The organism is Paracoccus liaowanqingii, from assembly GCF_004683865.2.
GTDB lineage: Bacteria > Pseudomonadota > Alphaproteobacteria > Rhodobacterales > Rhodobacteraceae > Paracoccus > Paracoccus liaowanqingii.
In genome coordinates this window covers 1-17,238 of sequence record NZ_CP040759.1, presented here as the reverse complement: position 1 = coordinate 17,238, position 17,238 = coordinate 1, and the positions used below count along the sequence as shown (strand labels likewise).

The 17,238-nt window shown below is 57.8% G+C and carries 17 protein-coding genes; 7 read left to right on the top strand and 10 right to left on the bottom strand.

The window, feature by feature from the left end:
- Nucleotides 1-71: 71 nt before the first annotated feature.
- The 4 genes from E4191_RS16545 to E4191_RS16530 are packed head-to-tail and all read left to right on the top strand — an operon-like array spanning nucleotide 72 to nucleotide 4,982.
- Nucleotides 72-1,730, top strand: a complete 1,659-nt coding sequence (locus E4191_RS16545; protein WP_139615598.1) for a chemotaxis protein CheB — start codon at nucleotides 72-74, stop codon at nucleotides 1,728-1,730.
- A gap of 44 nt (nucleotides 1,731-1,774) precedes the next feature.
- Complete coding sequence (locus E4191_RS16540) at nucleotides 1,775-3,583, top strand: PAS domain S-box protein (RefSeq protein WP_139615597.1); 1,809 nt, start codon at nucleotides 1,775-1,777, stop codon at nucleotides 3,581-3,583.
- Entirely contained in the window at nucleotides 3,584-3,964 is a 381-nt protein-coding gene (locus E4191_RS16535) for a response regulator (RefSeq protein WP_135818698.1), read from the top strand.
- Nucleotides 3,965-4,007: 43 nt separating this feature from the next.
- Nucleotides 4,008-4,982, top strand: coding sequence for a chemotaxis protein CheB (locus tag E4191_RS16530; RefSeq protein ID WP_139615596.1), 975 nt, complete (start codon nucleotides 4,008-4,010; stop codon nucleotides 4,980-4,982).
- A gap of 435 nt (nucleotides 4,983-5,417) precedes the next feature.
- Here the strand turns inward: E4191_RS16530 and E4191_RS16525 are convergent, their stop codons facing one another.
- The 3 genes from E4191_RS16525 to E4191_RS16515 all read right to left on the bottom strand — a co-directional run bounded on the left by E4191_RS16525 (nucleotide 5,418) and on the right by E4191_RS16515 (nucleotide 7,730).
- On the bottom strand, nucleotides 5,418-5,912 hold the full coding sequence (locus E4191_RS16525; protein ID WP_139615595.1) for a hypothetical protein: 495 nt from the start codon (nucleotides 5,910-5,912) through the stop codon (nucleotides 5,418-5,420).
- A 575-nt stretch (nucleotides 5,913-6,487) separates the two neighbouring features.
- Nucleotides 6,488-6,694: a hypothetical protein gene (locus tag E4191_RS16520; RefSeq protein WP_139615594.1), complete on the bottom strand. Its 207-nt coding sequence runs from the start codon at nucleotides 6,692-6,694 to the stop codon at nucleotides 6,488-6,490.
- Between the two features lie 814 nt (nucleotides 6,695-7,508).
- Nucleotides 7,509-7,730, bottom strand: coding sequence for a hypothetical protein (locus E4191_RS16515; RefSeq protein ID WP_139615593.1), 222 nt, complete (start codon nucleotides 7,728-7,730; stop codon nucleotides 7,509-7,511).
- A gap of 464 nt (nucleotides 7,731-8,194) precedes the next feature.
- On the opposite strand from E4191_RS16515, the gene E4191_RS16510 reads away from it, so the two are divergent.
- Together E4191_RS16510 and E4191_RS16505 are read left to right on the top strand one after the other, a co-directional pair.
- Nucleotides 8,195-8,476, top strand: coding sequence for a hypothetical protein (locus E4191_RS16510; protein WP_139615592.1), 282 nt, complete (start codon nucleotides 8,195-8,197; stop codon nucleotides 8,474-8,476).
- A 1,042-nt stretch (nucleotides 8,477-9,518) separates the two neighbouring features.
- The gene (locus tag E4191_RS16505) at nucleotides 9,519-9,836 is read left to right on the top strand and encodes a hypothetical protein (protein ID WP_139615591.1); all 318 of its coding nucleotides are present in this window, start codon (nucleotides 9,519-9,521) and stop codon (nucleotides 9,834-9,836) included.
- A gap of 126 nt (nucleotides 9,837-9,962) precedes the next feature.
- Here E4191_RS16505 and E4191_RS16500 read toward each other — a convergent pair whose 3' ends face one another.
- Together E4191_RS16500 and E4191_RS16495 are read right to left on the bottom strand one after the other, a co-directional pair.
- Nucleotides 9,963-10,622, bottom strand: a complete 660-nt coding sequence (locus E4191_RS16500) for a DUF6946 family protein (RefSeq protein ID WP_228461800.1) — start codon at nucleotides 10,620-10,622, stop codon at nucleotides 9,963-9,965.
- A gap of 208 nt (nucleotides 10,623-10,830) precedes the next feature.
- Nucleotides 10,831-11,238: a BLUF domain-containing protein gene (locus E4191_RS16495; RefSeq protein ID WP_135819359.1), complete on the bottom strand. Its 408-nt coding sequence runs from the start codon at nucleotides 11,236-11,238 to the stop codon at nucleotides 10,831-10,833.
- Between the two features lie 826 nt (nucleotides 11,239-12,064).
- Between E4191_RS16495 and E4191_RS16490 the strand changes: the two genes are divergently transcribed.
- A complete protein-coding gene (locus E4191_RS16490) occupies nucleotides 12,065-12,625 on the top strand; it encodes a T4SS efffector SepA family protein (protein ID WP_139615589.1) in 561 nt (186 codons plus the stop codon).
- Between the two features lie 412 nt (nucleotides 12,626-13,037).
- Here the strand turns inward: E4191_RS16490 and E4191_RS16485 are convergent, their stop codons facing one another.
- The 5 genes from E4191_RS16485 to E4191_RS16465 all read right to left on the bottom strand — a co-directional run bounded on the left by E4191_RS16485 (nucleotide 13,038) and on the right by E4191_RS16465 (nucleotide 17,098).
- Complete coding sequence (locus E4191_RS16485) at nucleotides 13,038-13,523, bottom strand: hypothetical protein (RefSeq protein WP_139615588.1); 486 nt, start codon at nucleotides 13,521-13,523, stop codon at nucleotides 13,038-13,040.
- Nucleotides 13,524-13,707: 184 nt separating this feature from the next.
- The gene (locus E4191_RS16480) at nucleotides 13,708-14,472 is read right to left on the bottom strand and encodes a hypothetical protein (RefSeq protein ID WP_139615587.1); all 765 of its coding nucleotides are present in this window, start codon (nucleotides 14,470-14,472) and stop codon (nucleotides 13,708-13,710) included.
- Nucleotides 14,473-14,695: 223 nt separating this feature from the next.
- Nucleotides 14,696-14,923, bottom strand: coding sequence for a hypothetical protein (locus E4191_RS16475; protein ID WP_139615586.1), 228 nt, complete (start codon nucleotides 14,921-14,923; stop codon nucleotides 14,696-14,698).
- Nucleotides 14,924-15,388: 465 nt separating this feature from the next.
- Nucleotides 15,389-16,003 (bottom strand): ParA family protein, encoded by a 615-nt coding sequence (locus tag E4191_RS16470; RefSeq protein WP_139615585.1) that lies wholly within the window; start codon nucleotides 16,001-16,003, stop codon nucleotides 15,389-15,391.
- A 279-nt stretch (nucleotides 16,004-16,282) separates the two neighbouring features.
- On the bottom strand, nucleotides 16,283-17,098 hold the full coding sequence (locus E4191_RS16465; RefSeq protein ID WP_139615584.1) for a replication initiation protein: 816 nt from the start codon (nucleotides 17,096-17,098) through the stop codon (nucleotides 16,283-16,285).
- Nucleotides 17,099-17,238 lie beyond the last annotated feature (140 nt).

Here is a 17,238-nt window from a genome sequence, read left to right as displayed (position 1 = left end):
CGATATGGTTGGAACAGTCCTACCTTAGGCAGGTTAGGGATACGTAGTTTAGGCAAAGGGTTAACGCGGCCATGAGGGATAAAGCGGAAAGGGCTACACCCCCTGGGCTGATTGTCGGTATCGGCGCGTCCGCAGGCGGCCTCGAAGCCTTCACTGCGTTCTTCGCGCATCTGCCCCCTGACAGTGGGATGGCGTTCGTGCTGGTCCAGCACCTGTCTCCTGATCACAAAAGTATGCTCACGGAAATCCTGGACAGGGCATCGCCAATACCTGTGGTGGAAGCTCAGGACGGTATGCGCGTCGAGCCGAACCGGGTCCATGTCATCCCTCCGGACGCGACCCTGACGATTGAAGATGGCCGGCTTCTTGTCGTCAGACCTGCGCCCGCGCGGGCCGACCGTCGACCAATCGACTCCTTCTTCATCTCTCTGGCTCGGGATCAGGGCGACAACGCCGTGTCGATCGTCCTGTCAGGTGTTGGGAGTGACGGGTCCGTTGGGCTCACCGCTGTGAAGGAAAGCGGCGGGCTGACGATCGCGCAGGCCGAATTCGACCATCACGCCATGCCCGGCATGCCGCAAAGCGCGGCGGCGACCGGTCACGTCGACTATATTCTGCAAGTCGAGGAAATGCCTGCCAGCTTGATCGATTACCGCGATCACCTGGCATTGGTTGCCGACCGCAAAGACGGCGACGGCACGCGGATCGACGCGGCGGAGCACCTGGCGACCGTCCTCGCGGTCCTTCGCGCAAAGACGGGGCACGATTTCAGCAAATACAAGATCAAGACGGTTACACGCCGTATCCAACGTCGCATGCAGGTCCTGCAGGCCGACACTGTCCCTGCCTATATCAAGCACCTCCGAGAAGACCCCGCCGAGCCCGAGTTGCTTTTCAGGGACCTGCTCATCGGAGTGACCGAGTTCTTCCGGGACCCGAAGGCCTTTCAAGGGTTGTCGGCGGCAATCGACGCACTTCTCTCACGCAGTGAAGGCACTCGATCCCTGAGGGTCTGGGTACCGGCCTGTTCGACGGGCGAGGAGGTTTACAGCCTCGCGGTCACCATTCGAGAACTGATCGACGCCCGTGGCACGGGTCTGGACGTCCAGATCTTCGGCACTGACATCGACGATCGTGCAATCGAGTTTGCCCGAGCCGGGCGCTACCAGCGCACCGTGGGCATCTCCCCAGAGCGCCTTGAGCGATGGTTCTTCGAGGATAACGGCGCATACTACCCGTCCCGGCAGATCCGGGAGATGTGCGTGTTCTCCGTCCATAACGTGACGAAGGATCCGCCGTTTTCAAAGCTGGACCTGCTCTCTTGTCGCAATCTCATGATCTATCTGGACGGCGAGCTGCAGGACCGCGTGCTGCGCACCTTTCACTATGCCCTGAAACCTGATGGCCTCCTTTTTCTTGGACAATCGGAAGGCGTAAGCGGGCACGCCAAGCTTTTCTCGGTCCAAGACAAGGCCGCCCATATTTTTCAGCGCCAGGACGGGGATGCGGCGTTTCCGACCCTGCCGATGCCCCCGCAGGTCCAGGCCCCGAACCGCCCCGCCAGCGACGTGGGTGGTGGGTCTGGCGACCGTGTCGATCGCGCAGTGCGCCTTGCCCTGGCCAAGCACTCGCCGGCATTTCTCGTTGTTGATCGTCATAGCAATATCCTGCGCTATTCAGGGGGGAAGTTGCCCGGTATTTGGAGCCCTCAGCCGGTCCGGCAAGTCTGAGCCTTCTGTCCAATCTGCGTAAAAACCTGCGAGTGACTGTTCGCATGGCGCTGCAGTCCGTGATGAAGACGGGAGAAGGAGTCATCGCCGACGATGTCCCCATCTCCGTTGACGGGACGCAACGCTTGCTGCGTGTCATCGTCGAACCGGTCCAGGGCACGGGTAGCGAAGGGCTTTACGCTATTGCCTTTCAGGACGTTCATGCGGCGGCAACGGAGGCATCACCGGCCGCGGACGGGAGCCTGCAGAGTACGGAAGCCCTGGCCGCCCAGCAAGAGCTCCGCACAGTCCGAGAGCAGTTGCAGGCGACGATCGTCGATCTTGAAACAGCAAACGAGGAGATGAAATCTTCGGCTGAGGAGTATCAATCGGTCAACGAGGAACTACAGTCGGCCAACGAGGAGTTGCAGACATCAAAAGAGGAGATGCAGTCGATCAACGAGGAGCTGCAGACGGTCAACGCCGAAATGATGGCGAAGAACGACCTCCTGTCCAACCTGAACAGCGATCTGCAGAACCTTCTGGACAGTACCCAGATTGCGACGATCTTCCTGGATGGAAACCTGCGCATCAAGAACTTCACACCGGGTATGGCTGATATCTTCAGCCTGCGGGAGAGCGACCGAGGTCGACCTCTGACGGACATTGTCAGTCTGCTGGCCTATGACGACCTGCGGCGTGACGCAGCCAAGGTGCTGCGTGAGTTGACCGTCATCGAGCGCGAACTCGAACTGCAGGACCGCGGCGCGTCGTTTGTCATGCGCATCCGGCCGTATCGGAGTATCGAACAGGTCATCGATGGGGTTGTGATTACCTTCGTCGACGTGACCGGACGCAAGAAAGCTGAGCGGGCCCGTGGTGTGAGCGAGCGCCGCTTCGCAGCAATCGTCGGTCAGGCAGCTGTGGGTGTTGCCGAAACCGACCTCACTGGCCGTTTCCTGCTGTCAAATACGGCCTTCGAGACAATGACCGGACGGTCCGCGGAGGATCTGCGACGACTACGCCGGCATGAACTTATCGAACCCGATGACGCCCAGGAGATCGGCGAACGCTTCCGCCAAGCGATTAAGGATGGGCAGCCGTTCGAGGCAGAATATCGCCTCAAGCGAGCTGACGGAACAACTGCATGGGTACATGACAGCATTTCCGTCCTCGATGAAGGTGACGCGCACACCAACAGTGTGATCTCGGTGACCTTGGAGATCGGGGAGCGCAAGCGGGCAGAAGAGCAGGCAACATTGCTACTGGGGGAGTTGGATCACCGGGTGAAGAACATCCTGGCGATCGTGTCATCGATTGTCGCCCAGGCTCTCAAGGCTAATCCTTCTCCGGAGATGTTTGCTGAGACGATTGGCGCCCGCATCACTGCGATCACCCGTGCTCACAGCCTCCTTACAAATGGCGGCGGAGGCGGCACAGGAACTCTACGCGACCTCATCGAAACCGAACTGAGGCCTTATGAAGATCGGGACCTTCGGGTCGAAGGCCCCGACATCGTACTGACCCCAAAGGCTGGCTTGTCGGTGGCGATGGCCATTCATGAACTGGCCAGCAACGCGGTAAAGTATGGGTCCCTGTCCGACACCAGAGGGGCACTCACCGTCTCTTGGGAGGTGACGGATGACCCCGATCGTCGATTGCAGTTGAGCTGGATAGAAACTGGCGGGCCTACTCTTTCATCTCCTCCCGTAAAAAGGGGATTTGGCACGACAGTCATAGAACGTTCGCTCAGCTACGAATTCAATGCCAAAGTCGACCGCGCCTTCCCGGCCAGCGGTGTGGTGTGCATCATCGAGCTTCCCCTCACCCCGGGTGTCGGAGAGCTCCGTTCGCCAGATCGGAGAGGTAAGTAAATGGTTGATCGTCAAAGCGCGAAAGACCGCCGCGTGCTCGTCGTGGAAGACGAGTTGCTGATCGTCCTGGTGATCGAAGACACGCTCACGGACCTCGGTGCCGAGGTGGTCGGGCCTGTCGCGCACTTGGACGCGGCATTGCGGCTCGCCGCGGAGGCATCCATCGACGCAGCGATCCTGGACGTGAACATTCGGGAGGGAAATTCCTATGCCGTTGCAGATGTCCTAGCCGAGCGCGGAATACCGTTCGTCTTTTGCAGTGGCTATAGCGATTGGGCGCTTGAAGAACGGCATCGTGATCGGCCGCGCCTAAACAAGCCTTACACCTCGAAGGAGTTGGAGGAGCAGGTTCTGGAATTATTGGGCGGTGCGTCTGGTTGATCAGACCCGCGCCCCTGGGTGTATGTTAAGCGGAGGAAGTTAGATGACCGGGCGCGAAATCATCGTCATAGGCGGTTCGGCAGGGTCGGTCGAGGTGATCCGGCAAATCTGCCGCGCGTTGCCTGCCGACTTGCGTGCCCCTGTCCTGATCGCGGTTCATGTCGGCGCCGGGCATCAAAATCTCCTGGCCAGTATTCTGGATAGTGGCGGACCGCACCCTGCAAGTACCGCCGTCGATGGCGAGCCTCTTCAGCCAGGTCGGATCTATGTAGCACCATCGGACCATCATCTGGTGATCGATGGGCGCATTCTCCGCCTAGGTCGCGGACCTCGCGAAAACATGGCCCGGCCGGCGATCGACCCGTTGTTTCGTTCGGCAGGAATAAGCTTTGGGCCTCGGGCCATTGGTGTCCTGCTCTCCGGCATGCTGAATGACGGAGCGTCCGGCTTGGCAGACCTTAAACGCTGTGGCGGCGTAACAGTTGTTCAAAGTCCGCTTGATGCCGTGGAAAGCGAGATGCCGAGAACTGCACTGCTTGCGAGCGACATCGATTATCGCGCCTCTGCCGCTGAACTGGCCGACGTACTGAGCCGTCTGGTCAACGAAGAGCCGGGCCCTGCCCCGGTTCCCCCCCCAAGCGTCGCTCTTGAAGTGGCAATTGCCATGGGACGACCCTCTGACAGCTCCACCATGGCGAAAATCGCAGATCCCGTTCCGTTGAACTGCCCCGGATGCGGAGGAACGTTGTCTCAGATCAGACGCTCCCCGCTCCGCTTCCGCTGTCAGGTGGGGCACGGCTACACTGCCGAAGCTCTGGCCCACGAACAGGAGGGCTCTGTTGACGAGGCTATTCGCATCGCCCTTCGGGTCATCGGGGAGCGGGCTGACCTCATGGAAAAAATGGCGATCGACGCGCTGCAAGCAGGAAGGACCGCCGCAGCGGCAACGTTCGAGGAACGCGCTGACGAGTACAGACGCTCCGCAGGGGTGCTGACAGACGCGGCGCTCAGGGGATAGCGCACACTGACGTTCCTGCCACGCTACCAGGAAGAAGCCCTATGGGCCTTAGGGTCGAAGACGGCCCAAACAATCACCCCGAGCGGCACACACGCAACAGTTCGAGATCGCTGCGGCAAGTATGAGTGGCCGCTCTTGGGAAGCCACATTGCGGCAATGCTTCGCTCCCGACTGGCCGCTTTGGACAGACCGCTCTTGCTGCAGACGCATTCGCTGCAGCCTGCCCGATTGTCGGCGATGGGCTCGTCGCGTAGGCATTGACGGACAGAACTCGGGCGTTTCTGTCCACGACTAAATCGACCGTTTCTATCTTCGACTAGAACGATCCGATTTAGCTGCCTGAATTTTGCTTGCGCTACAGTGAATGAAAGTGAAACAGGCGTAGTTCACATTGGGCGCCGGAAGCATTACCCCCGGCGAACTCTCTAGTCTCGCTTAGTTGGCAGCTTCACCAAGCATATTAATGACGAGAGACCTCATCCGCGGGGCGATCTCATCGCAAAGGTCGAGATCATCAATTGCTACCTGGTCACGCTCCATCATCGTCCCGGTAAGCTGATAGTTGGTGCTGAAGCGGGCTTCATACATGTCTGAAAAGCGAACGGTTTCGCCAAGTGAGTTCTCCATCTCCCCGTTCAAGTCCTTTGCCGGAAGCCCCCAACCCTCAGCCTGCCGCATCCTGATGAGTATTGTCCCTATCGTCAGGTCGACCGAATCTTGACGATACTGCTCGACAACATTTTCCGCCATGTTCTGACCACCGTAAGCGATAACGCCGTCAAATAGCCCGGCGCACCTGGAAGACATATAAGCCGTGGCATTGAGATCATCCCCTATGTCGGCCACGGTGTTATTGATCGATTTTAGCTCCTGTTGCGCCCAAACAGGAGAGCCGAGAAGTGCCATCAGAACAATGATTCCAGGCTTCATGCGTCACCTTCAAATCAACCCTAGGCTGTGTGGATCATTCCGGTTCTTCCATCTTTACGCAAGACCGCATTGCCGAGGACCGGATGACGGGCGGCTTGGCTGGGAGACAAGCGACCGTTCCTTTCCAAAGTGCGGTCGTCATCCTGCAGTCCCCGCTGCGCCAACTGGCCGCCCGACTTTTACCTGCAGGTTTCCAGGAGCATGACAATGGGGGTGTGGGTTGCGATCGGAACGCCCACCGGCACCGGCAACGATGCGTTCAGGGACAATCTCAGCATGGGCGTGGCCAAGGGTAGAAGTTTTGGGAGCCGATGTCGGGTCAATTCCTGCGCCTGCTCTCTCGTCAGCCCTAGAAATGGCGACACCGGACAGGTCCGAAACAAAGCAGGTCCCGACGTTCAGGGCGTCTACAAAGCTGCTGGCACGCCGGAACAACGAAAATTGAGTACTCGGCAGCCACGCAAGTTGGAGCTGACCTTGCTGTTCAGTTAGCTCCGGCCGCGGGAAATTCACTGAGCCGTGATTTGTTTCGCCTGGTCGGGGCTGCGGTCAGGCAGCTCGGTCGATCCCAGGTTTTATGCGGCCGAACCAGCAGTTGAACGCGCCTGTTGATCTGCATAGGCGCGCAGCGGCTCCGCCATCACCTCCAGGCCCCCCTGCCGTGCCTCGCACATCGCGGCCAGCTTTCGCAGAGTGTCCGGGTTCATCTGGACCAGCAGATCGAGAAAAGGTTCTGTGTCCTGAACAGAAGCAGGGGCAAAGGCGCCGGGGTTGTGCCGCATCGTCTGGTCTCCCTTTGGACAGGTTGTGGAGGCTGGATGATGGCCGATATCACGGTATCAAGCACGGGTGTTTCCAGTTGATAAAAGATATCAAGGTATCAGATGGGTGATGCAAAAGAGGTTCAGGTTCTGGTTCGCATGCCTGCCGCGTTGGCCGACCGTTTGGACGCATACCGACGCAGTGCGGCGGATCTGCCATCTCGGCCTGAGGTCATCAGGAGACTGATCGATCAGACGTTGCCAGACGGGGCATAAAACGACCACCCGCTGCAACGCTTGGGGATGGCCATCGAGGCGGCGATTTCCGGAACCTGGCAGGACTGCCACGGCGATCATGAGCCCTAAAGCAACCCCTGGTCTGCTCTGCGGCCTGCAGCTGGCGTTATGACACGGAAAACCCCGGAGCGATCTCTCGCGCCGGGGTTGTCAGTACCAAGTAACTAAGAACCACATGAACACACCAAAGACGCGAGTGAACGGAATAAAGTTCCCGTATAAAGCAGGCGACATCAACTTTCTGCATTTCCCGCCATCTGCCCTCATGTGCACGAGTTCCGCGCTAAGATTGTCAGGTGGTAAAGTTGTCAGGTTGGCCGGTTGTTCTGAGCCTCGCGGGCGCGGCGCAGAGCTTCCTCCAGCTTGCGGGTCAACTCGATCAGGCGCGGCGGTATGTCCATCATCACCGCGCAACTGGGCCATCGCCATCATGTTCCTGAGTATGACACGAAAAAACCCGGTGCGATTTCTCGCGCCGGGGTTGTCAGGACGTGGCAGCTAAATGTCACATGACCATCCCATCAAAGCAGGAACCAGCTCAAAGTTCCCGTGGAAATGTAGCTTGCTGGTCGCTTTGTTCCTGAAGCCATGCCTCGATCTCAGGTTTGGCCGCCCCGAAGAGGATCACGTTGTCGATCTCCCGAAGGCAGGCTGCCGCGTTCTTGACGGGCTTGGGCTGCTTTCCCGGATCGGCCCGCCAGAGCCACGCTACACAGCTCTTCTCGTCCAGTTCAGCTATCAGCATTGCGCGCTTGTCCATGTCGTTCACTGCACCTGAATAAAAGATCAATTGTGAAGGCATGCGCCCGTCAACGATCCGACGCCACATGACTAAAAGGCGAAGCAAATAAGGCAGCTTTTTTGGGTGCCCAAGGGGTTTGATGAAGCGACAACCCCGGTGCGAGTGATCGCGGCGGGGTTGTCAGCAAAAGGCAACTCTTGAATTGGGAACACACCTTAACGGCGAGTGACTGTCGCGCAGTTCCCGTGTAGACGTACTGCACTTGAAAAAACTGGCGACGTTAACACCCCACATTTCCCGCCGTCTGCCATCTGCACTCGCCATCTGCACTCGTGCGTAAAAGTTGCGCGCGCATGCAAGTTCGGGGCGCTCCGAGGTTTCGGTGCGTCTGAACCGTGCGAGCGGCATATAAGCTGTTGGGTTGAGGTGTATCGTTAGCAAGAAATGCAAACGTAAGGCTTAAAGATGGAAGGGCACTCACCATGAGCCAAGCTGCAACCTTTAACGAAGTTGATTGGGCACGACTTAGTGCTTCCGAAAAAAAGGTACTCACGACGCTAAATCGTTATGGTTTCGGCAACATAAGTTCTGAACCGCTCACTAGTGCTGCAGGAGTTGGCCAGCGAAGCGTCGATATGCTGATTGAGAAAGGACTAGCGGTTGAAGATGAGCCGGGTTTGCATGGCCGACACTTTAAGCTGACGGACAAGGGTATCCTTGCAAGTTACTGGATTGGAGGCTGCCGGATGCGGGTCTATTCCTAGAAGGCCCCGGCATCATTGTGATACCGAGGCCCCCTTGCCCTGACGCGGGCGGCGCACTTGCTGGTGCGATGACTTCCCCCGGATTTCGCCGTGACAGTCTGCGCCGCGCCCTTCGAGTGACAAAGGGCCGCGCCGTAACGGGGTTGTTGGCCATGTCAGCCGGGCACTCACCGTCCAATCCCAGATGCTTCACGGGCAGATCAGCCGCAGGGCGCATCTTGGCCCTATCTCAACCCCGCTGCCCTTCCCTCTGCAAGCGCCTTGAGCATAGCCCCCGGGCCCGCGCCTAGGCGTTGCCTAGCGAAACGCCAGCACCCTGATCTTGGGAAGGGTGTTTCAGTTGCAAGATATGGGCAATGTAAACCGGAATTGCATTCCGTTTTCCGCCCTATGTTCTGACCCGTCGCCAACGCCACTTTTCTTTGCCCCAGAAGCCGATCCGACCAGGAGGGGCAGGCGCCTCGTACAGGCTTAGAGAGCCGCGTATAGCGGCAAGGAAGGTCTTAGCTTAGTTCGGCGGTTTGGATTGCTATAGGTGGCTGCCTACGTACCGTGGAACACGCACTGTCTGCGAGCCTCAGGTCTGGAAAGGCTGCAAGGAAGGCGGATGCTTTGCCAGGCTCGCGGAGATAGAGGGCAACCCGATCCACCATCCCCTCAGCTTCGGCCACCCGGCCCCCGCCATGAAGCGCAAACTCGCCTGTACCGACATGCTCATTCAGCCATTGATGAGCGGCGTGGAGGCCTTCTCGAAGCCCTTCCTCGGGCACCGCAATGAAGATCCGTACTGGGAAGGCTTGATCATCAATCTTTGGCTGTGGCGGGCTGCGTCGGGACATAAAAGAACGAATAGTGAAGGTTACCTTTGTTGGTCAAGTGCGCGGAAGGGTTCGCTCATCAGTGTTGACAACCTAAGGTTGCTAGTAACTGATGGCCTTACCGGCTTGATGAGGTGTAACTGTGACCAATTTCGAATGCGGAATGGCTGAAAATTATTCTCTCTTGAGAGTGAACAGTCATGTGCTTTTTTGGGGGGGCGGGGATGAGTAGTTCAGATGGGTTTGAGCAATCTGATTGGCAGGGCCTCTCAGGCGCAGATCAAGACACCTTGCGCGTCTGGTTGCAGGCAACAATAGATCTCCAGCCGCTTGCAAAGGCAGCGGGGGTCGACCAGGAAAGCAAAGGTTCCATGATCGCCCAAGGGCTGGCAGTTGAGGATAATCATGCGATTTACGGCTACACCTTGAACCTTACCGATAAAGGATGGCTGGCGATTGAATGGCTCAGTCGCAATGATATTAGTATTCCCCTCTACGGGTCTTTTGAATCCCAACCCCAATCATCGGGACTTTCCATATAACGACCCAGCCATGCTGCAGCGCAAGCGGAGGTAGTCGCCTGAGTTGGCGGGCCATCAAAGCGCCAGATCCCACAGGTCAGGCAGTCCAGACCCTCCTGTGCAGTAGAGAAGTTTGCCTAGTTGTACTCAACCGGCAAGGTGTTGTGGATCTCCGGTGGCCCAACCGAGGATCAGGTCTCGTCCATCCGGCAATTGGCGCACCAAAGGCACCGAACGTTCAGAGCGGAGGCCAAGGAAGGCGCAGAAGGCTGCGAAATCCTCGAACCACCTGTGTTCCTGGGAGAACGACTGGACGATCATGGCAGCAGCGCCGGTGTTCATTCGATGGGCTTCGATGATCGCAGCTGCGGTTCGATGGAAAAGTTGGTAGCGCAGATCCGAAGGCGGCTCTGGGCAGCCCAGGAGGTTGCAAATTGCGGCGAGACGCCGGTGTTTGCCCACTGAACCATTGGCAAGCCAGTCCCCGATCGTCCTGTCGAAGGGTTCATTGACCTTTGCCTCCACTGCCAGGGCAACAGTCCGATCCATCGTTCGCACGAGAGCAAAGACGTCACACTGGCTTTCACGTCCTCCACCGGGCAGCGGCACCTTGTGCTCAGGGATGGCAAACAGGAGTTCAGCGTCCAATCCGAGGATCTGGGTAATCTCGGGTGGTAAGCCCTTTGCTGCCTCCCAAGAACGGGCAGTTGCCATGGCAGAAAACCCAGCACGCCAGTGTCTTTCGGGATCAGCGAGCAGACGTTGCCAGTCGGAAACGCCGGAGGTGGGGACAAGGATCTTCGACATCAGCCGACGATCCACCGGAAGCATGCTGTTTGCAACCCCCGGGTGATTTGATTTATGCTACCTGCACGGGTCCTGTCTGAGAATGTGCTCGACATTGTTGCCGCACTGGCGGTGTAACCGGGGTGGCCATCAAGCAGATCGGTCCATGGTCGAGGTTCCAAAGTTGCGGCAAATTTCGGGCGACTGGATACCTGTGAACGAGCCTTGGCTAGAGACGTGCTGACAGAGCCGCGCACAACTCCTCAATCGCAACCTGCGTCATTTGAGTGGGGTCAAAAACGCCGTTGATGAAGTAGCGCGAGACAATGTCCTGTTCTACCTGCGACACAGGGATGCAGTGCATGCTCCACTTGCTAAACGAGCGAGCTGGGGTTTCACCAGCAACCCAGACCCGAATGCATTGATGTCGATCATCCTTCATGATGCGCATGAAGCATTCCTCAATGACGGACCGCTCTCCCTCGAGGAACTGCATGAAGTCTTCGTCACTCGCAATCAGCACGCCGCTGATGCCGTCATGTTCATTATTGGCGCGGGATCGCTGAAGGATGTCATCAAGAGCCCCGTCGTCTAGGCCTCCATGGTTGGAGGTATAGATAAGCTTTGCAAGTGACATGATCCCTCCTGCATGGGCGCGGGGCCGCCAAAACTAAGAAATATATCTTTTTGTGCAGGATGCCAGCAACATTCTAACTGTATAAACATTTTAAATGAAACTATCTTACTCTATTGATTCAGAGAGTGCTCTAGAGGACTGCCGCAGAAGTTGCACGGAGGGAGCCGGTATTTTCGCTCCGATGCCGCATTGCCTTATGATGATGGCCTCTGGTCGGGAGACAGCCGACCTACTAAAGGCCCTGCTTCCTCGACATTCCAGGAGTCACATAGACGATGGCTGAGCCCTCAAAGGTGCCAGAGCCGTTCCCCTTGGACTTCGACATTGACGATGGCCCATGCCTGGTCTGCAATGGCGAACTCGATGAAGGATGGATTTGCACCTCCTGCGGTGCGGATCACTTCCAAGGCGTCATGCTTCTGATAGGGTATGGGAAACCGCGGAGGGACAATGCCTCTCGCACCTGATTACCCCTTCCAGAACGTCTGTTTCACCCAGATAGATCGGGCTTTTCATGCATGTCAGCGCTTCTCTGAAAAGGTCGGCAACATCACCCTGCCAAGGCCCCTTTGCTGCCAGCGTCCCCATGACAGCCCGACAGCTAAAAGGCTCACAGAGCCCTGTAGAGCGGCAGGAAAGCTCTGCAGGCGGCATTCCCTATGCCGAGCCGTAATTTGCCCCTCAGCGGCCCAGAGAAAGGCGCTCTTCTATGTCGCTACAGATGCTCTCCCCCAACCCAAAATCTACAGAGAATATGTAACATATTCCCTTGAGGGTTGATCAATGTATCCCTATGGTTGAGAAATACCTCATAGGGAAGACATCCATGATGCCCGTAATCAGATTGAACGACGCTACCTTTGTTGACCTCAAGTCGGTAGCAACGTGGCTTGAAGCCAAGACACCCTCTGAAGCCATCGACAAACTTGTGCGCGAGAAAATGGCTGCTCTAGACCTCGAGCGAGATGACATGGCCGCAAGCTCAGTGGGCGAAAAGCCTAAGTTTCTTTTCGAAGAAACCCGCCTTTCTTACACTAGGTTGCTAGCTGCATCTGTGAAGGGTCAGGCAGTCCCCAGACAAAACTGGGCGAATGTGCTTTTGGCAGTCATTAGTGTACTGAAATCCAAGGGAAAAGGGCTCTCAAGCGAAAGCCTTTGTTTAGAATTGCAGGTACCGTCTAAGGTAGGCGTCTACAACAAGGACGGCTACAAGTACCACCCGAGCCTAGACATATCGATACAAGGTCAGTCTGCGGCAGATGCTTGGAAGGAAACAAGCAGGATAGCTAACAAGCACCGGATCCCGGTGGAAGTTACCTTCCAGTGGCGCGACAACGAAAAAGCAGTGCATCCGGGACAAAGTGCGCGTCTGAAGGCAGGCAAGTAGCTCACTCATGGGTTTGTTGCTGCAATGGCCGCCGCATGGTGCTGTCGGTAATCGACAGCACCATGTGAAAGTCCGTCCTGCGGATGGTCCAGCTAATCCGGGCATATATGGAAGGCACGCGACCAGCTGACTGGCCGCTTACACGCTGATTACCTGTCGCCCATGACCGAATGATCTCGCAAACGCACCTTTGAACCTGAGCATGAAGACCAGACCATTCTCCGGGATGGTCTGGTCGTGGGTCGCGTCTTCTGAGATGTGACGCGGGGTGGCAGCCGCCGCGAGGTCTGGCGCTGGTCGGTGATCACCATCCCGTCGCGCACGGGATATGCCGAGACGCTGGCGCTGGCCTGGAGTAGGTCAGGGCCCACGCGATCGCCCAATGGGGGCATGAGCCCTATGGCCGGCCGCACTAGGCAGACAGCGCCGGCGGACTGGCCCGCGCCGCGATTTCCCGCATCACTGACAGGTCGGTGTCGGCAAACGCCCCGGCGTAGCGGTTCAGCCAGGACTGCATCGCCACGGCCCCCTCGCGCTGCAGTTCCGCCATATCCGCCGGGTTGTGGGGATCGAAGGGTGTATACCCCCCGCCCGATCGCCGCGTGGACATGGGCGAAATGAAGGCTGGATATTCCCGTGGCGCGATATGCACCACCGTCGTTGTCACCTCCTGGACACTGACGGTGATCCGCAGCCCCCCGGCCATCCGGCGCGCCATGGCGATGCGGTGTTCCCGCGCCGCCGTGACGTCGTCCATGCCATAGAACCAGTCATACGCCTCATGCTCTGGTTCTCCGGCGAGCCAATCCACGAACTCGCCGGGGATGAACATGGGCCTGCCGGTCTGCGCCAGATAGTCGTCGATGATGCGCTGTCGATCGGCACTTGTGAAAGCCATTGTTCGTTCTCCTTTTTCCAAAACCGCCAGCCTGGCCTAGCCACGCCCTGTCATGCCGTGCCTTGCCCCGCCTAGCCTGGACCGCCAAACCTTCGACACCGTGACCGCCGGACCATGCTTTGCCACGCCGAACCTTGCCACGCCCAAACGAGCCATGACCGCCTTACCGTGACCATTGCGGACTTCAGGCTGCCCGCTTCGCCCGTTCGCCGTCCAGCATCGCCATCAGTTCGGCCGTTTCCCCGTCCGCATATTCCGGATCGGTGAGCGCCGCTTCCTGAACAGCCCGGCCTTCTGCGGTGATGTCGTCCCAAAGATCCTGCACACCGTCCTCTCTCATGTTGTCACCGTGAACAGAGAACGTCCCGAAGCTGCCCCGCCCCTTTTCCTGCCGGAAGTCGCCGATGCCGACGATCAGGCCAGCGTTGGACAGCAGCGACACGATGGCATGAGGGTTCAGGGTGGGCATGACATAAGCAATATCCACCTCGGCGCACCAGCGCGGCAGGAACGCTCTCGTGCGAATGTCAGGCGTCCGGTTCATGTCAGCCGATCGCACCACGTCGCAGCGCAGGTAAGGCTTGCCCCAGATCTTGATCTTTTCCTCTGGCAGGAAGATCAACCGCTGGACGCTGCTCTTGGTTACCCCTGGCGTTTCAAGCGCCGCCGTGGCCATGGCGCCCTTCACCCCCGGGGACGGAAATCCCAGCAGCGTTGGACCATCGGGCAGCCGATACACGCTGCTGCGGAATTCCTCTTCGGGGTCATGCTTGAGCTCCTTTTTCTCAGCGGTAGTTTTCTTGCCACCGCCGATCAGCAGCGATCGCTTGGCCTTGGCGCTGTAGGCATTGAAGAAAAATCCTGTAGTGCCAATCAGCTTCAAGGTGATGCGGCTTTGCTTGAGCGCGTGGATTTCAAGTGCGCCGGCTTCTGCTTTTTGGACAATCATTGTCAGTCTCCGTGAAGGAGACGCTGGAACCCGGCTGGCGGCATGATATATGCACAACCAGACCGCGAACCCGCGTTCTCGGGTTTCGGTTCAGCGCCGGTTTGGAAAGGTGCAACTTTCCGATCGGCGCGCCTTGTCGGCAATTTCCAAGGAATCAGACGGACGCAGAACGAACAACATGGCCTTTCGGGCAGAACTGCTTTTCTAATCTCCCCCTATGATTTCAGAGATCCATCAGGTCCAGCTTGCGTTCGATCCGGTCGATGCGTGCCTCGAGATCGGCCAGAGTGGTGTCCTTGCGAATTTCCGTCTGCAGAAACAGCCCCATGTGGCCCTTCACACTGCGCAGGTCTTCGCCAATGGTATCCTGCCGCGTCCTGATCGAGGAAATGTTGGCCTGCATCCTCTGCATTTGTTCAAGCAGCATCTCATTGGTGACGTTGTCCGCCATGGTCTTCTCCGGGCAAAATTTCGGGACTCAACTCAAGAAAGATGTCAAATCACACTCATGTTGGTCGCTAAAAATCATATTTGGATCGGCGCTGAACCAAAAACATAAGCCGATAAATTTACCGCTCGTTTAATTCGGAAATTCTTCGCGTTTGCAACTCAGAGTTTGTCTCCCTTCACTAGGTTGCGGATGTGCCCCTCCAAATAGTCTTGCATCGATACCCCGCGCCGGAGCAGCCAGATCTTAAACAGGGCATGCGTCTCAGGATCGAGGCCAAAGCTCGGGCGTGCCTCTGTTGCCGTGCGAGACTTTGGTGGCCGCCCCCGGCGCGCAGGTGCGGCGTTCTTGACCGGTTGAGGCGCAAGCTTAGGTGTCTCCCCTGCCCCGCGTTGCTTCACGCCCTCAATCGGCGCCGGCTCCTCTGCCCCCGGGTCGACCATGCCATCGAATGAGAACCCACCCTTTTTAGCCATTGAGCAGCCCCTGCACATAAGCCCAGAGGTCGCGCGCTTCCTGCGCCGCCTTGGCGTCCCCTGCCTCAGTAACCCCCTGCCCCGTGGCGGCGGTCTCGGCATAGATCACGCGCATGGCTGAGTTGACCGGCGCGACTTTACCATACTGAGCCAGCACGCGGCCTGCCTCGTCTGTGACCTTGGCTCGTGGCGTCTGAGAGAGGATGAACGCAAAGTCCGACCCTGCGGCTTTAGCGGCCTTTAGGGTGGCCCCCACAGCCCGTAGATCGTGGGGGGATGGCCTCACGGGGATCAGAACCAGGTCAGCGGCGGCCATGACACTCTCAAGCCACTCGGGCGCGGCGGGGGGTGTATCGATTAGCAGCAGGTCGAAGTGCTTTGCCAAGGCGGGCAGCGCAGCCTCCACCTTGTCCGGAGCGGGATCGGTATCTGGCATCGCCGGCCACTCGCCGTCCCTGCCCTCCCACCAACTGCGAAGACTGCGCTGCGGGTCTAGGTCGACCATAGCCACCTTCATGCCCTCCTGCGACGCAGCCACAGCCATGTTGATCGCGGTGGTGGTCTTGCCTGCCCCGCCTTTCTGAGATGCAATTACGACAGTCTTCATTCTCGAATTGACCCATTTTCTACGGTTTCAATTTTAAGCGCGGAAAATTCCGCGCATGGATAATTTTTGGGTTGCCCACGTCCTAAGCAAACTCTCTGCTTAGCAGCGCAGAAAAGTTTGGAAGTGCTCACACTTTGAATTTTCAAATTTGAAAATTCAAAGTGTGGCGAATTTAAACCTCTGTAGAACTTCCATTTGAAGGCGTGTGCGAGTGCCAGCGCGACTAATTTTCCACATTTTGGCGTAAGAAATTTTCCACTCTGTAAATTCATTGAGCGGTCACTCTAGCAAGCCAAGAATTGGAGGTTCTCCATTTTTTGGTGGAAGGGCAGGGGCCCCGTGAAGCTCAGTATATGCTAGCTTCTGAGCTTCCGGGCTTTTGATAGCCCATGCGATCTTGATCGCGCCGACTTTGCGCCCAACCTTCAACGGCTCGAACGCAGCGTGGAATTCCGCCAGACGGTTCACTTCCTCGAACGCTGGCCGGATCGCGAATTTTAACAGGTTGGAGTAGGTGCCGAGCTTCCCGGCTTCGACACCTAGCATCGTGCGAAACTGGTCAATGTCAAAAGTTTCTGATCGGACATAGGACAACCGCGCGCGTTTAGCGACGATCTCATAGAGGGCCAAAGCATACTTGCTGGAAACGGCATGGATCACATCCAGCTGGAGCTTTGCGAAAATCTGACTGTCGCGCAGCAGCTCGACTAGGACGGGGTCGAATTCGTAGGTTAGATAGCCGCGGTCGTTCTTGCGATCCGCGATGGTGGTGCGGCCGAGAAGGGGCACCAGCTCAACCCTGTCAGGGGAGCGGATAGTGACGATTGTCCGCATGAGAGACTTTATCGCCTGCGCCAGGCGCTCGTTGCCTGCGTGGGAAAACTTAAGGGCTGTGAGCGGGATGGTGAACCGCTTGTGTGGAATGGCCATGTCCGGCCCGTGAGCATTGTGCAGTAACAAATTGAAAGCGCGGCGGGCATTCAGCGTTAGCTTTTCCGCGCCATCAACCTCAACCAATTCGGCAGGCTTAAGCATCTCGCCGCCAAAGGGCCGCAAGGCGAGCGTCGAAACCGTAGTTTTCGGGTCGTTTTCCATGCCAAACCGTAGCTGCGCGTCTCACCTTTAACTACGGTTGAGCCGCACGGGTCAAATGAAAGCCGACAACCCGTAGTTATCGGGTCGCGGCAGAGGGCAGAGGGCTTAAAATGACGGCTTTGACGTGAAACGACCCGTTT

Excerpts from the sequence above, each read along its gene's own strand:
- E4191_RS16545 (WP_139615598.1), top strand. The coding sequence starts at position 72 with ATGAGGGATAAAGCGGAAAGGGCTACACCCCCTGGGCTGATTGTCGGT.
- E4191_RS16540 (WP_139615597.1), top strand. The coding sequence starts at position 1,775 with ATGGCGCTGCAGTCCGTGATGAAGACGGGAGAAGGAGTCATCGCCGAC.
- E4191_RS16535 (WP_135818698.1), top strand. The coding sequence starts at position 3,584 with ATGGTTGATCGTCAAAGCGCGAAAGACCGCCGCGTGCTCGTCGTGGAA.
- E4191_RS16530 (WP_139615596.1), top strand. The coding sequence starts at position 4,008 with ATGACCGGGCGCGAAATCATCGTCATAGGCGGTTCGGCAGGGTCGGTC.
- E4191_RS16525 (WP_139615595.1), bottom strand. The coding sequence starts at position 5,912 with ATGAAGCCTGGAATCATTGTTCTGATGGCACTTCTCGGCTCTCCTGTT.
- E4191_RS16520 (WP_139615594.1), bottom strand. The coding sequence starts at position 6,694 with ATGCGGCACAACCCCGGCGCCTTTGCCCCTGCTTCTGTTCAGGACACA.
- E4191_RS16515 (WP_139615593.1), bottom strand. The coding sequence starts at position 7,730 with ATGGACAAGCGCGCAATGCTGATAGCTGAACTGGACGAGAAGAGCTGT.
- E4191_RS16510 (WP_139615592.1), top strand. The coding sequence starts at position 8,195 with ATGAGCCAAGCTGCAACCTTTAACGAAGTTGATTGGGCACGACTTAGT.
- E4191_RS16505 (WP_139615591.1), top strand. The coding sequence starts at position 9,519 with ATGAGTAGTTCAGATGGGTTTGAGCAATCTGATTGGCAGGGCCTCTCA.
- E4191_RS16500 (WP_228461800.1), bottom strand. The coding sequence starts at position 10,622 with ATGTCGAAGATCCTTGTCCCCACCTCCGGCGTTTCCGACTGGCAACGT.
- E4191_RS16495 (WP_135819359.1), bottom strand. The coding sequence starts at position 11,238 with ATGTCACTTGCAAAGCTTATCTATACCTCCAACCATGGAGGCCTAGAC.
- E4191_RS16490 (WP_139615589.1), top strand. The coding sequence starts at position 12,065 with ATGATGCCCGTAATCAGATTGAACGACGCTACCTTTGTTGACCTCAAG.
- E4191_RS16485 (WP_139615588.1), bottom strand. The coding sequence starts at position 13,523 with ATGGCTTTCACAAGTGCCGATCGACAGCGCATCATCGACGACTATCTG.
- E4191_RS16480 (WP_139615587.1), bottom strand. The coding sequence starts at position 14,472 with ATGATTGTCCAAAAAGCAGAAGCCGGCGCACTTGAAATCCACGCGCTC.
- E4191_RS16475 (WP_139615586.1), bottom strand. The coding sequence starts at position 14,923 with ATGGCGGACAACGTCACCAATGAGATGCTGCTTGAACAAATGCAGAGG.
- E4191_RS16470 (WP_139615585.1), bottom strand. The coding sequence starts at position 16,003 with ATGAAGACTGTCGTAATTGCATCTCAGAAAGGCGGGGCAGGCAAGACC.
- E4191_RS16465 (WP_139615584.1), bottom strand. The coding sequence starts at position 17,098 with ATGGAAAACGACCCGAAAACTACGGTTTCGACGCTCGCCTTGCGGCCC.